At 69.2% G+C, this 11,757-nt stretch carries 15 protein-coding genes; 9 read left to right on the top strand and 6 right to left on the bottom strand.

The genetic code is table 11. The annotated features are described in order from the left end of the window. Nucleotides 1–166: 166 nt before the first annotated feature. Nucleotides 167–883, bottom strand: coding sequence for an IclR family transcriptional regulator (locus Aple_RS48300; protein ID WP_155351535.1), 717 nt, complete (start codon nt 881–883; stop codon nt 167–169). Nucleotides 884–1,023: 140 nt separating this feature from the next. Here Aple_RS48300 and leuC point away from each other — a divergent pair, with 140 nt between their 5' ends. The 4 genes from leuC to Aple_RS48280 are packed head-to-tail and all read left to right on the top strand — an operon-like array spanning nt 1,024 to nt 3,600. Further along, nucleotides 1,024–2,412, top strand: a complete 1,389-nt coding sequence (leuC, locus tag Aple_RS48295) for a 3-isopropylmalate dehydratase large subunit (RefSeq protein WP_155351534.1) — start codon at nt 1,024–1,026, stop codon at nt 2,410–2,412. Between the two features lie 11 nt (nt 2,413–2,423). Next, nucleotides 2,424–3,011, top strand: a complete 588-nt coding sequence (leuD, locus tag Aple_RS48290) for a 3-isopropylmalate dehydratase small subunit (protein ID WP_155351533.1) — start codon at nt 2,424–2,426, stop codon at nt 3,009–3,011. Then, nucleotides 2,990–3,241, top strand: a complete 252-nt coding sequence (locus Aple_RS48285; protein ID WP_155351532.1) for an SCO5555 family protein — start codon at nt 2,990–2,992, stop codon at nt 3,239–3,241. Before leuD ends, Aple_RS48285 begins: the two co-directional genes overlap by 22 nt. Nucleotides 3,242–3,300: 59 nt before the next feature. Continuing rightward, nucleotides 3,301–3,600, top strand: a complete 300-nt coding sequence (locus tag Aple_RS48280) for an HU family DNA-binding protein (RefSeq protein WP_155351531.1) — start codon at nt 3,301–3,303, stop codon at nt 3,598–3,600. A gap of 68 nt (nt 3,601–3,668) precedes the next feature. Here the strand turns inward: Aple_RS48280 and Aple_RS48275 are convergent, their stop codons facing one another. Beyond that, complete coding sequence (locus Aple_RS48275) at nt 3,669–3,881, bottom strand: hypothetical protein (RefSeq protein WP_155351530.1); 213 nt, start codon at nt 3,879–3,881, stop codon at nt 3,669–3,671. A 15-nt stretch (nt 3,882–3,896) separates the two neighbouring features. Continuing rightward, nucleotides 3,897–4,616 carry a TetR/AcrR family transcriptional regulator gene (locus Aple_RS48270; RefSeq protein ID WP_155351529.1) on the bottom strand — a complete coding sequence of 240 codons (720 nt, stop codon included), beginning with the start codon at nt 4,614–4,616 and terminating at the stop codon, nt 3,897–3,899. A gap of 144 nt (nt 4,617–4,760) precedes the next feature. Here Aple_RS48270 and Aple_RS48265 point away from each other — a divergent pair, with 144 nt between their 5' ends. Beyond that, nucleotides 4,761–6,215: an MFS transporter gene (locus Aple_RS48265; protein ID WP_155351528.1), complete on the top strand. Its 1,455-nt coding sequence runs from the start codon at nt 4,761–4,763 to the stop codon at nt 6,213–6,215. On the opposite strand, the gene cofC is transcribed toward Aple_RS48265, so the two are convergent. Then, the gene (gene cofC / locus Aple_RS48260) at nt 6,204–6,839 is read right to left on the bottom strand and encodes a 2-phospho-L-lactate guanylyltransferase (protein ID WP_155351527.1); all 636 of its coding nucleotides are present in this window, start codon (nt 6,837–6,839) and stop codon (nt 6,204–6,206) included. The genes Aple_RS48265 and cofC overlap by 12 nt on opposite strands. Nucleotides 6,840–6,930: 91 nt before the next feature. Here cofC and Aple_RS48255 point away from each other — a divergent pair, with 91 nt between their 5' ends. Genes Aple_RS48255 through Aple_RS48240 form a run of 4 tightly spaced genes read left to right on the top strand, consistent with a single transcriptional unit; the run spans nt 6,931 to nt 11,019 of the window. Beyond that, nucleotides 6,931–7,629, top strand: a complete 699-nt coding sequence (locus Aple_RS48255; protein ID WP_155351526.1) for a lysophospholipid acyltransferase family protein — start codon at nt 6,931–6,933, stop codon at nt 7,627–7,629. Between the two features lie 35 nt (nt 7,630–7,664). Further along, nucleotides 7,665–8,672 carry an NAD(P)H-dependent glycerol-3-phosphate dehydrogenase gene (locus tag Aple_RS48250; protein ID WP_155351537.1) on the top strand — a complete coding sequence of 336 codons (1,008 nt, stop codon included), beginning with the start codon at nt 7,665–7,667 and terminating at the stop codon, nt 8,670–8,672. 30 nt (nt 8,673–8,702) lie between these two features. Beyond that, a complete protein-coding gene (locus Aple_RS48245; protein WP_155351525.1) occupies nt 8,703–9,884 on the top strand; it encodes a trans-sulfuration enzyme family protein in 1,182 nt (393 codons plus the stop codon). Between the two features lie 40 nt (nt 9,885–9,924). Beyond that, nucleotides 9,925–11,019 (top strand): D-alanine--D-alanine ligase family protein, encoded by a 1,095-nt coding sequence (locus Aple_RS48240; protein ID WP_155351524.1) that lies wholly within the window; start codon nt 9,925–9,927, stop codon nt 11,017–11,019. Nucleotides 11,020–11,089: 70 nt separating this feature from the next. Here the strand turns inward: Aple_RS48240 and Aple_RS48235 are convergent, their stop codons facing one another. After that, complete coding sequence (locus tag Aple_RS48235) at nt 11,090–11,509, bottom strand: DUF3515 domain-containing protein (protein ID WP_155351523.1); 420 nt, start codon at nt 11,507–11,509, stop codon at nt 11,090–11,092. Between the two features lie 8 nt (nt 11,510–11,517). Continuing rightward, complete coding sequence (locus Aple_RS48230) at nt 11,518–11,751, bottom strand: Lrp/AsnC ligand binding domain-containing protein (RefSeq protein ID WP_155351522.1); 234 nt, start codon at nt 11,749–11,751, stop codon at nt 11,518–11,520. Nucleotides 11,752–11,757 lie beyond the last annotated feature (6 nt).

Here is an 11,757-nt window from a genome sequence, read left to right as displayed (position 1 = left end):
GGGTGGGTGGGAGAACCCCGGATTCGGCTGCCGCTTCGCTCGGGTAACCACGGGATGACGGGGTCGGGCGGAGCCCGAGGGAAAACAAAGGGTGGGTGGGTGGGAGAACCATCCGGAGCGAGTTGCCGCTTCGTTTGGGCGATCGCGGCGGGAGCTTGGTTTTGGGTTAGTTGGCTCGGCGCATGGCTTCGGTGATGCGTTCGGCGGCGGTGACGACCGGAATGGCGTGGAGGCGGCCGGGGGTGCGGCTGAGGCGTTCTATGGGGCCGGAGACGGAGACGGCGGCGATGACCTTGCCGCCGGCGCCGCGGATGGGGGCCGAGACGCTGGCGACGCCCTGTTCGCGTTCGCCGACGCTGTGGGCCCAGCCGCGGCGGCGGACGCTGGCGAGGGTGGCGGCGGTGAACTTGGCGCCGCGTAGGCCGCGGTGGAGGCGGTCGGGTTCTTCCCAGGCGAGGAGGATCTGGGCGGCGGAGCCGGCGAGCATGGGGAGGGCGGAGCCGACGGGGACGGTGTCACGGAGGCCGCTGGCGCGTTCTGCGGCGGCGACGCAGACGCGTTCGTCGCCCTGGCGGCGGTAAAGTTGGGCGCTTTCGCCGGTCTGGTCCCTGAGCTGGGTGAGCACGGGTCCGGCGACGGCGAGCAGGCGGTCTTCTCCGGCGGCGGTGGACAGCTCCGACAGCCGAGGGCCGAGGATGAATCGGCCCTGCGTGTCGCGGGAGACGATGCGGTGGTGCTCCAGGGCCACGGCCAGGCGGTGGGCGGTGGGCCTGGCCAGGCCGGTGGCCTGCACCAGCTGGGCCAGCGAAGCCGGGCCCGCCTCCAGAGCGTTGAGCACGAGAACGGCCTTGTCGAGTACCCCGACTCCGCTAGAGTTGTCCATACCCCGATACTGCCGTCTCGCTATCCGAGATGCAAACGCGATACCAACAAGCAGCCGGTAGAGTTCCATATCCCGATATTTCCGTCTCATCATAAGAGATGATCACTCGGGGGAAAAGACGCAAGGAGGCGTTGAGAACCATGGGTCGCACACTGGCCGAGAAAGTCTGGGAGCAGCATGTCGTGCGGCGCGCCGAGGGCGAGCCCGACCTGCTCTTCATCGACCTGCACCTCATTCACGAGGTGACCAGCCCGCAGGCGTTCGACGGCCTGCGGCTCGCGGACCGGAAGGTGCGGCGCCCCGATCTCACCATCGCGACCGAGGACCACAACGTCCCGACCGTGCTGGGCCCGATCTCCGACCCGGTCTCCCGGGCCCAGGTCGAGACGCTCCGCAAGAACGCCGCCGAGTTCGGCCTGCGGCTGCACCCGATGGGCGACGCCGGTCAGGGCGTGGTGCACATCATCGGCCCGCAGTTCGGCCTGACCCAGCCCGGCATGACGATCGTCTGCGGCGACTCGCACACCTCCACCCACGGCGCGTTCGGCGGCATCGCGTTCGGCATCGGCACCTCCGAGGTCGAGCACGTGCTGGCCACCCAGACCCTGCCCGCCTACCGTCCCAAGACGATGGCCATCGAGGTCAACGGCGCGCTGCCGTTCGGGGTGACCGCCAAGGACCTGATCCTGGCGATCATCGCCAAGATCGGCACCGGCGGCGGCCAGGGCTACATCGTGGAATACCGCGGCGAGGCCATCAGGAGCCTGTCGATGGAAGGCCGCATGACGGTCTGCAACATGTCCATCGAGGCGGGCGCCAGGGCCGGGATGATCGCTCCCGACGAGACCACCTTCGCCTACCTCCAGGGCCGCCCGCACGCCCCTCAGGGCGACGCCTGGGACGAGGCCGTGGCCTACTGGCGCACGCTCAGGACCGACGACGACGCCGTCTTCGACCAGGTCGTCGAGATCGACGCGGCGACGCTGACGCCGTTCGTGACCTGGGGGACCAACCCGGGGCAGGGGGCTCCGCTGGCGGCTGCCGTACCCAGGCCGGAGGAGTTCGCGGATCCGGTGGAGCGGTCGGCGGCTGAGCGGGCGCTGGAATACATGGGGCTCACCGCCGGGACGCCGCTGCGCGACGTCGAGGTGGACACGGTCTTCGTCGGGTCCTGCACCAACGGGCGTCTTGAGGACCTGCGCGCCGCCGCCGACATCCTCCGGGGGCGTACGGTCCGGACCAGGACGCTCATCGTGCCCGGGTCGATGCTGGTCAAGCTGGAGGCGGAGAAGGAGGGCCTGGACGAGGTGTTCAAGGCCGCGGGGGCGGAATGGCGTGAGGCCGGATGCTCCATGTGTCTCGGGATGAACCCGGACACGCTCGCTCCGGGTGAGCGCAGCGCCTCCACCTCCAACCGCAACTTCGAGGGCCGGCAGGGCAAGGGCGGCCGGACCCATCTGGTGTCCCCGCAGGTCGCCGCCGCGACCGCCGTCACCGGCAAGCTGACCGCCCCCGCCGACCTGGCCTAGGAGACAGGATCATGGACGCTTTCACCACGCACACCGGCACGGCGGTCCCGCTGCGCCGCAGCAACGTCGACACCGACCAGATCATCCCGGCCGTCTGGCTGAAGCAGGTCAGCCGTACCGGCTTCGAGAGGGGCCTGTTCGCCGCCTGGCGGGAGGACCCGAACTTCGTCCTGAACAACCCGGTCTACGCGGGCGCCTCGATCCTGCTGGCCGGGCCCGACTTCGGCACGGGTTCGTCCCGCGAGCACGCCGTCTGGGCCCTCCAGCAGTACGGCTTCCGCGCCGTGATCGCCGCCAGGTTCGGTGACATCTTCCGCAACAATTCCACCAAGATGGGCCTGCTTCCGGTCATCTTGGAGGCCAAAGTGGTTGAGGAGCTCCAGGCCGCAGTCGAGGCCGATCCGACCGTGACGATCACCGTGGATCTGGTCGAGCGCCAGGTCAGGATGGGTGAGGGGGCGTGGTCGTTCGAGATCGACGACTACACCCGCTGGCGGCTGCTGGAGGGGCTTGACGACATCGGGTTGACCCTGCGTCATGCCGATGACATCACGGCGTACGAGAATGGTCGGCAGCCATGGCTGCCGACGACCGTCTGACCCGTCCGGGCGGACCAGAAGACGAGCTGGCGCGGCGACTGCGGGAGACGCAGCGCCGCGTCAGGACGCTCGCCGTGCCGTGCGAGGAGCGGGCTCGCCTCGCCAAGAGGCTGCTGGCCATCTGTAATGCGGCTAAACGTGACATTCCCCATGCAACTGCCCGGCTGGATGGCTTCATCGCCTACCTGGACGGCGAATTCGACACGCCGAGTGAAGACCAAATCACGTAAGGTGATTGAGTCGCGCGCGTTCCTCCCTTACTTTCAAGCGCGTAAGGGGGAGGAACCAGATGAACAAGAAGGAACTCGTCGACGCGATCGCTGACCGCGTCGGGGACAAGAAGACGGCCACCGAGGCGGTCAACGCCGTCCTTGAGGCCATCCAGCACGCGGTCGCGGGCGGCGACAAGGTCTCCATCACCGGCTTCGGCGCCTTTGAAATGGTGCACAAGCCGGCCCGCACGGCTCGGAACCCTTCGACCGGCGCGCCGATCAAGGTAGCCGAGAGCTGGGCGCCCAAATTCCGCCCAGGCGCGGACTTCAAGGAGCTGGTCAACGTCGGCGGCAAGAAGCAGGCGAAAAAGAAGTAGCTCAAGCCCGCGAACGGCGCCTCCCATCCCGGGGGCGCCGTTTACGTTTCGGGGCGAGTGTTCCCCGGCTACTCCGGCGTGGCCGGGACGGGAAACGTGCTCAGTGTGATGTACGTGATCTGATCCCCAGCCACCACGATGTTGACGCGTTGGCCGACGCGGAGCAGGCGTAGTGGGCCCGCGTCGAAGGCCGTGGTGCCGAAGGGGAGCTCTGTGCCGTTGTCGAGGTACACCGAGCCGGAGCGGGTTGTCTCGTCGTAGGTTTTCACCGTGGCCTGCACGTGGTCAGCGTAACCTCAGCGGGCCGGAATGTAGGAGGCCAGGCCGCGGACCAAGATGTCGACGCCCAGTTCGAAGCGGTAGTCGTTTGACTCGTCGACCATGTAGGGCGCCATGGCGACCATGTTGGGGAAGCGGTCGGGTGGTAGTTCGGCGAAGTAGTTCATGATTTCGGTGCGTTTGGTGTCCCAGGTGGCCTCGTCCATGTCCCGGTAGCGCGCCAGCCACATGCTCTCCTCCAGGCAGAACCCCTCGATGTAGGTCGACAGCAGGTCTCCGGCCATGGCGGCGACCGGGTCGGGCATGCCGCTGGAGCGGAAGATGGCCATCAGGCGTTCCACGTAGGGGAGGAGTTCGGGGGTGAACGGGATGTGGCCCATGGAGATGCGGGCCAGGTCTCGGTGCCGGTGGAGGCGGGCGCGGCCTTGGCGGGCGAATTCCTTGATCTGTTCCTGCCAGTTCTCCGGGTCGGGATCCGGGAGCTCCTCGCCGGTGAAGATGCGGTTGTACATGAGCTCGAACAGCTCGTCCTTGTTGGCGACGTGCACATAGAGGGCCGACACGGCCACCCCGAGTTCGAGCGCGACCTGCCGCATGCTGAAGCGGTCGTAGCCCTCCCGGTCGAGCACGGTGTAGGCCGCGTCGACGATCCGGTCCCGGGTGAGGGGCACCTTCGCGGGGGCGGACCGCCGGCGATTGCGGTCCCAGGGCGGCGACGGCAGGTCGGTCTCGCTCACTGATGCACCATCCTCTCGAGCCGGGTCACCACTTTAGTGAACAACGATCGTGAAGGCGAACATGACTCTTGTCTACTGAACAGTGTTCATGCTAGAACAGTGTTCACTGTGATCTGAACACTGTTCTCCTTGGAGGTCACCCCCATGACCACGACAGTCTCCGAAGAGATAGTCGGCTACCGCTGGCGGTGGCCCGCGCTCTTCGTGATCCTCGGCGCCGAGATCATGGACCTGATCGACGCCATGGTCACCAACATCGCCGGTCCGCACATCCAGGCCGATCTGGGCGGCTCCGCGAGCGTGCTGCAGTGGCTCGGCGCGGCGTACATGCTGGCCATGGCGATGGGCCTGCTCACCGGTGGCCGGCTAGGCGACATCTACGGGCGGCGCCGGATGTTCCTGATCGGCGCGGCGGGCTTCACGCTCGGGTCGCTGCTGTGCGGGCTCGCCCAGTCGCCGGAGATGCTGGTCGGCTCGCGCGCCCTGCAAGGGCTGTTCGCGGCCGTGATGATCCCGCAAGGGCTTGGCATGATCAAGGAGATGTTCCCGCCGAAGGAGATGGGGACCGCCTTCGGCATGTTCGGGCCGATCATGGGCCTGGCCTCGGTGGGCGGGCCGATCCTGGCCGGCTGGCTGATCGACGCCGACCTGTTCGGCACCGGCTGGCGCATGATCTTCCTGATCAACCTGCCGGTGGGCCTGCTCGCCTTCGCGGGCGGGCTGCGGTTCCTGCCCGAGTCACGCTCGCCGCATCCACTCCGGCTGGACCTGCTGGGCGTCGCGCTGGCCTCGGCGGCCGGGCTGCTGATCGTGTATCCGCTGGTCCAGGGCCGGGAGAACGACTGGCCCGCGTGGGCGTTCGTGATGATCGCCGCGTCCGTCGCGATGTTCGGGCTGTTCGGCTGGTACCAGTCGCGCCGCAGCCGCTCCGGCGGCGACCCGCTGATCGTGCCCAGCCTGTTCCGCAAGCGGGCCTTCAACGGCGGCCTGGCCACCGGGATGGTGTTCTTCGCGAGCATGTCGGGCTTCATGCTGGTCTTCAACCTCTACACCCAGATCGGGCTCGGCTACTCCCCGCTCAAGGCCGGGCTCGCCGGCGTGCCGTGGTCGGTCGGCATGATCGTCGGGTTCGGGCTGGCGCAGCCGCTGCTCAAGTTCGGCCGCCGCTGCTTCCAGCTCGGTACGGCGATCATGATCCTGGGCGTGATCGGCGTCTGGATCACCCTGAACATCGCCGGAATGGGCGTCACCCCCTGGCAGCTCACCCCCACCCTGGTGCTGACCGGCCTCGGCATGGGCCTGCTCATGTCGCCCTTCTTCAACCTGGTCCTGGCCGGGGTAGAGCCCGAGGAGACCGGTTCGGCCTCCGGCACGCTCACCGCGATCCAGCAGCTCGGCAACGCGTTCGGGGTGGCGCTGCTCGGCACGGTCTTCTTCGACCTGCTCGGCGACGTCCCGACCGGACCGAGCTCAACGAAAATGAGCTTCGAGAACGCGATGGAGGTCACGCTCTGGGTGGTGGCCGGCATGCTGGCGCTCACCTTCGTGGTCTCGTTCCTGCTGCCGGAGAAGGCGCTGGAGGAGGAGTCAGCCCACTAGGAACCTGGCGGTCACGGCGGCGGTGTGCGGGCCCAGGCCCAGCGCCGCCGCCGCGCGCAGGTCCTCGACCGTGTCCACGTCGCGCCGGACCGAGTCGATGCCGTCCAGGAGCAGCTCCTTCGCCCCGCAGGACAGGTGCCGGGCACGCGACTCGCCGCCGAAGCGAGGGCGGAACGGGATGCCCGGGCCGGTCGCGTAGAGCGTGGTGCCGACGCCGGGCGCGTCGGGGACGAAGGACTCCTCGAACTCGGCGGCGGCGGTGAGGGCGCGGGCGAGCTCGGCGGGGCGGAGCGCGGGCAGGTCGGCCTGGAGGGCGGCTACCGGGTCGCCGGGCGCCAGCCGTACGGACTCGGCGAAGCCCGCGCGCAGGGCGGTGTTGAGGCCCTTGTCGGGGTCGGGAACCACGACGGCGCCCAGGCGGGACAGGCGGGCGGCGGGGATCGGGTCGGCGGTGACCACGATCACGCGGGCCACGAGCGGGCAGGCCAGGGCGGCCGAGGCGGTGTCGGTGGCGACGGCCACGGCGAGATCCTCGCGGTGCGCGCCCGCGGCGCCCGCGAGCCGGGTTTTCGCCCTGATGAGGGTCTTCACGGGGATGACGATCGACCAGCGTGCTTCCTGCATTACCCCAGCATCCCGCCTCGACATCGGCGCGGCGCAACCGGGAGACTGGCCCGCACAGACCCGGTGATTTGGGGACAGGTGAGGAACTACGATGAGCCGCCGCGCCGGACGACCCACCCGCTTCTGGGAAGCATTCGCCGTTGTGATCGTCAAGCCGCTGTCCCTGCTGCTGGTCAAGCGTGACTGGCGGCGCGGCGACTTGATCCCCCGGCAGGGCGGGGTGATCGTGGCGACCAACCACCTGTCCTGGACCGATCCGGTGCTGCTCGCGCACTACCTGCACGTCAACGGCCGCTGGCCGGTCATCCTGGCCAAGGCGGGCCTGTTCCGGGTGCCGGTGCTCGGCTACCTCGTACGCGCCATGCGAGCGATCCCGGTCGAGCGCGGCAGCGAGGCGGCGACCGAGTCACTGGCCATCGCCGAGCAGCGGCTCCGCGAGGGCGGTTGCGTGCTCTTCTACCCGGAGGGCACGATCACCCGCGATCCGGACCTGTGGCCGATGACCGGCAAGACGGGAGTCGCCCGGCTGGCGCTGGCCACCGGGGCCAAGGTCATCCCGATCGCCCACTGGGGGGCCCAGGAGCTGTTGCCGTACGGCGAGAAGAAGATCCGGCTGTTCCCCCGCAAGACGTTCCGGGCGCTCACCGGGCCGCCGGTCGATCTGTCGCGGTATCACGACATGAGTCCTGACGTGCTCAGGGACGCGACCGCCGACATCATGGCGGCGATCACCGCGCAGCTGGCGGAGCTGCGCGGCGAGAAGGTCCCCGGCACCCGCGCTAACGGCTGACTTCGGCGTACGGTGAGGGAATGACCGGTGAGGGATTGACCAAGGCTGCCGTGCTCGGAACCGGCTCGTGGGGGACGACATTCGGGATGATCCTCGCCGAGGCGGGCACTCGGACGACGCTGTGGGGGCGGCGCGCAGAGATCGTCCACGCCATCGACCGTGAGCATGAGAACCCCGATTACCTGCCGGGACTCCGGCTGCCCGAGAGCCTGCGGGCCACCACCGACCCCGCCGAGGCGATGGCGGGGGCCGACTTCGTGGTGCTGGCCGTGCCGGCCCAGACGCTGCGCGCCAACCTGGCCGCGTGGAAGCCGTTCCTGCCGCCGGAAGCGGTCCTGGTCAGCCTGATGAAGGGCATCGAGCTGGGCACCACCAAACGGATGAGCGAGGTCATCGTCGAGGTGGCCGAGGTGCCGCCGGGGCGGGTGGCCGTGGTGTCGGGGCCCAACCTGGTGGGCGAGCTGGCCCAGCGGCAGCCCGCCGCCGCCGTGGTGGCCTGCTCGGACACGATGGTGGCCGAACGTTTCCAGGAGGCCTGCCACCTGCCGTGGTTCCGGACGTACACCAATCCCGACGTGGTCGGGGTGGAGCTGGGCGGCGCGGTCAAGAACGTGATCGCGCTCGCGGTCGGGGTGGCGGTCGGGATGGGGCTCGGGGACAACCTGCGGGCGACGCTGATGACGCGCGGGCTGGCGGAGATCTCCCGGCTGGGCGCGGCGCTGGGCGCCGACCAGCACACGTTCGCAGGTCTGGCCGGGATGGGCGACCTGATCGCGACCTGCACCTCGCCGCTGTCCCGCAACCGCACGTTCGGCGAGAATCTCGGGCGCGGCATGACGATGGCCGAGGTGGTGGCGGCCACCAAGCAGACCGCCGAGGGCGTGAAATCCTGCGAGTCGGTGCTGGATCTGGCCGCCAAGCACGACGTGGAGATGCCGATCACGGAGGTCGTGGTGGGGGTCGTGCACGACGGCATGACCCCGGCGGAGGCCGCGATGCTGCTGATGTCACGAACACCCAAGCCAGAGCGATATGGCGTGTAAATCCCGATAGAAGAAGCTGGTGAACCGCCGGTGAAGCGCAGCCGGAGACGACTCGGCGAGAACTCCAGGGCGGTCCACCTGCCCGAAGCGACAACGCCCCGGCAGGTCCCGATCGGACCGCCGGTCTGGCGTTCCGCGGCCTGGACCTTCGACAGCACCGCCGAGCAGGCCGACGTGCTCAGCCGGATCGACAACCCCACCGTGGCCGCGTTCGCCGCCGGGGTGGCCTCCCTGGAGGGGGCCGCCGCCCCCGAGGACGTGGCGGGTCAGGCGTTCTCCTCCGGCATGGCGGCGATCAACACCGTGCTGCTGACCTTCCTGCGCTCCGGCGCGCACGTCGTCGCGCCCCTCTACGGCCGCGCCCACGCGCTGCTCACCACCGTGCTCTCCCGCTTCGGCGTCACCGCCGACTTCGTCGACTACGCCGATGTACGGCGCGTGCGCGCCGCCGTCCGCCCCGGCACCAAGATCGTGTACGCCGAGACTTTGGCCAACCCGACCATGGCCGTCGCCGACATCCGCGGCCTCTACCGGGTGGCCCGGGAGGCGGGCGCCCTGCTGGTGGTCGACTCCACCCTCGCCACCCCGATCGTCTGCCGCCCGCTGGAACACGGCGCCGACCTGGTCGTGCACTCGGCCGCCACGTACATCGGCGGCCACGACGACTGCGTCGGCGGCGTCGTGGTCGGCCGCCCCGACCTGATCGACCAGGTCCGCGAGGTGCGCGTCGACACCGGCGCGTCGCTCTCCCCGGACGACGCCTACCTGCTCAGGCGCGGCCTGGAAACGCTGACGCTGCGGGTCCGCCGGATGTGCTCGACCGCGCTCGTGTTCGCGGCCGCGATCGCCAAACATCCGGCCGTACGGCGGGTCGACTATCCGGGCCTGCCCACCCATCCCGGGCACCAGCTCGCCCGGCTGCTGTTCGACTCGGGGCCGGAGGGCACCCGGTTCGGGGCGATCGTCACGGTCACGCCGTACGGTGGGTACGAGGCCGGGGTCGCGCTCGCCGACGCGGTCCGGATGGCCAGGATCGCCACCTCGATGGGCGGCACCCACACCAAGGTCGCCCACCTGGCCTCGGTGACCCGCTCCGGCGAGGACGCGGCGGCCGTACGGTTCTCGATCGGGCTTGAGGACGCGGAGGACCTGATCGCCGACACGACCCAGGCACTCGACGCGCTTCGGTCCGTGTCGCCCACGCGTGGCTGACAAGGCGTTTTGACCACCACACAGGGTAGATTCGGGCGTCATGAGCAAGATTCGCGTAGCGGTGGTATTCGGCGGGCGCAACTCGGAGCACGCGGTTTCCCTGATGGGGGCGGGCAGCGTGCTTGAGGTGATCGACCGGGACGCGTACGAGGTCGTGCCGATCGGGATCGCCCAGGATGGCCGCTGGGTGCTGGCCGCGCCGGACCAGAGTTACGCGATCGAGGGCACCCGGCTGCCCGAAGTGGACACCTCGGGCGCGGAGCTGGCGCTGCCGTCCGCCTCCAGGAGCGTGGTGGCGCTTGAGCCGGGGGAGATCCCGCGCTCGCTGGGGAATGTGGACGTGGTGTTCCCGGTGCTGCACGGGCCGTTCGGGGAGGACGGCACGCTGCAGGGATTGCTGGAGATGGCGGGTGTGCCGTATGTCGGTTCTGGGGTGCTGGCCAGCGCGGTCGGCATGGACAAGGCGTACATGAAACTGGTGCTGAAGTCGGCGGGGCTGCCGGTCGGGCCCTATGTCGTGGTGCCGGACCGGGCCTGGCGGACCGATCGGCCCCGGGTGCTCAAGGAGATCGAGGAGCTGGGCTGGCCGGTGTTCGTCAAGCCCGCGCGGGCCGGATCATCGCAGGGCATCCGCAAGGCGAGTACGCAGGAGGAGCTGGAGGCGGCGGTCGAGTTCGCCCGGGAGCACGATCCGAAGGTGCTGGTGGAGGCCGCCATCGGCGGGCGGGAGATCGAGTGCGCGGTGCTGGAGTCGCTCGGCGACGCCGCGCCGGAGGCGAGCCTGCCCGGCGAGGTGCTGGTCCAGGGCGGGCAGGAGTTCTTCGACTTCGAGGCCAAGTACTACGCTGATCAGATGGCGCTGGAGGTGCCGGCGGACCTCCCGGCCGGGACCACGGCGGAGCTGCGGGCGATGGCGATCCGCGCGTACGAGGCGCTGGGCTGCGAGGGGCTGTCCCGCGTGGACTTCTTCTACACGCCGTCGGGCGAGCTGATCCTGAACGAGATCAACACGATGCCCGGATTCACCTCGCTGTCGGTCGCGCCCCAGTTGTGGGCGGCGACCGGGTTGTCCTATGGACAGCTGGTGGACCGGTTGATCCAGCTCGCCTTGCATCGGCCTACTGGGCTGCGCTAGCCCTGTATTTTGCGCATCATGCTCGTCTTTGTCGACCGATTGCGAATTGGGTCATGCGCGAAATATGGGGCTAGGGAATCGTGGTCTTGATCGGATCGGCCAGTTCCACCAGGACGTCGCCCGGCTTGTGGGTGACCGAGATCGTCACCTGGACGTACGCCTCCCGGTTCACCGACGTGAACAGCGTGGGTTTGTACGGATCGGCATACCAGCCGACCCCGTTGATCTCGTCCACCATGTCCGTGGGGGACATCGCCGCCGGACGTTCCACGCCACAGCGCAGCGTGATCTGCCCCGCCCCCCAGACCGCCACATACGGGGACGGAGGCTCGGACGGCACCCGGCGCTCCCCGTCCAGCTCGCGGGGCAGCGCCTGGCTCAGCCGCTCGCACGCGACCTTCGCCTCAGCCGGCGGGCTCGGCGGATCCACGCGAACAGCGCCGGAACACGCGGCTGCCGCCAGCGCGAACACTGCGATCAGTGACTTCATCAAGGATCTCAAATATGGACAATCGGACACGTAAGGGTACGCGTGATCCCCTCCACCGCCTGGATCTGGGCCACCACGAGTTTGCCAAGCTCGTCGACGTTGCGGGCCTCGGCCCGGACGATCACGTCGTACGGACCGGTGACATCCTCGGCCTGCGTGACACCGGGAATCGCCGCGATCGCGCTGGCCACGCTGGCGGCCTTGCCGACCTCGGTCTGGATAAGGATGTAGGCCTGCACCATCAGGTC

Source organism: Acrocarpospora pleiomorpha (genome assembly GCF_009687885.1).
GTDB lineage: Bacteria > Actinomycetota > Actinomycetes > Streptosporangiales > Streptosporangiaceae > Acrocarpospora > Acrocarpospora pleiomorpha.
This window is presented reverse-complemented; position numbering and strand designations above follow the sequence as displayed.

Excerpts from the sequence above, each read along its gene's own strand:
- Aple_RS48300 (WP_155351535.1), bottom strand. The coding sequence starts at position 883 with ATGGACAACTCTAGCGGAGTCGGGGTACTCGACAAGGCCGTTCTCGTG.
- leuC (WP_155351534.1), top strand. The coding sequence starts at position 1,024 with ATGGGTCGCACACTGGCCGAGAAAGTCTGGGAGCAGCATGTCGTGCGG.
- leuD (WP_155351533.1), top strand. The coding sequence starts at position 2,424 with ATGGACGCTTTCACCACGCACACCGGCACGGCGGTCCCGCTGCGCCGC.
- Aple_RS48285 (WP_155351532.1), top strand. The coding sequence starts at position 2,990 with ATGGCTGCCGACGACCGTCTGACCCGTCCGGGCGGACCAGAAGACGAG.
- Aple_RS48280 (WP_155351531.1), top strand. The coding sequence starts at position 3,301 with ATGAACAAGAAGGAACTCGTCGACGCGATCGCTGACCGCGTCGGGGAC.
- Aple_RS48265 (WP_155351528.1), top strand. The coding sequence starts at position 4,761 with ATGACCACGACAGTCTCCGAAGAGATAGTCGGCTACCGCTGGCGGTGG.
- cofC (WP_155351527.1), bottom strand. The coding sequence starts at position 6,839 with ATGCAGGAAGCACGCTGGTCGATCGTCATCCCCGTGAAGACCCTCATC.
- Aple_RS48255 (WP_155351526.1), top strand. The coding sequence starts at position 6,931 with ATGAGCCGCCGCGCCGGACGACCCACCCGCTTCTGGGAAGCATTCGCC.
- Aple_RS48240 (WP_155351524.1), top strand. The coding sequence starts at position 9,925 with ATGAGCAAGATTCGCGTAGCGGTGGTATTCGGCGGGCGCAACTCGGAG.
- Aple_RS48235 (WP_155351523.1), bottom strand. The coding sequence starts at position 11,509 with ATGAAGTCACTGATCGCAGTGTTCGCGCTGGCGGCAGCCGCGTGTTCC.
- Aple_RS48230 (WP_155351522.1), bottom strand. The coding sequence starts at position 11,751 with ATGGTGCAGGCCTACATCCTTATCCAGACCGAGGTCGGCAAGGCCGCC.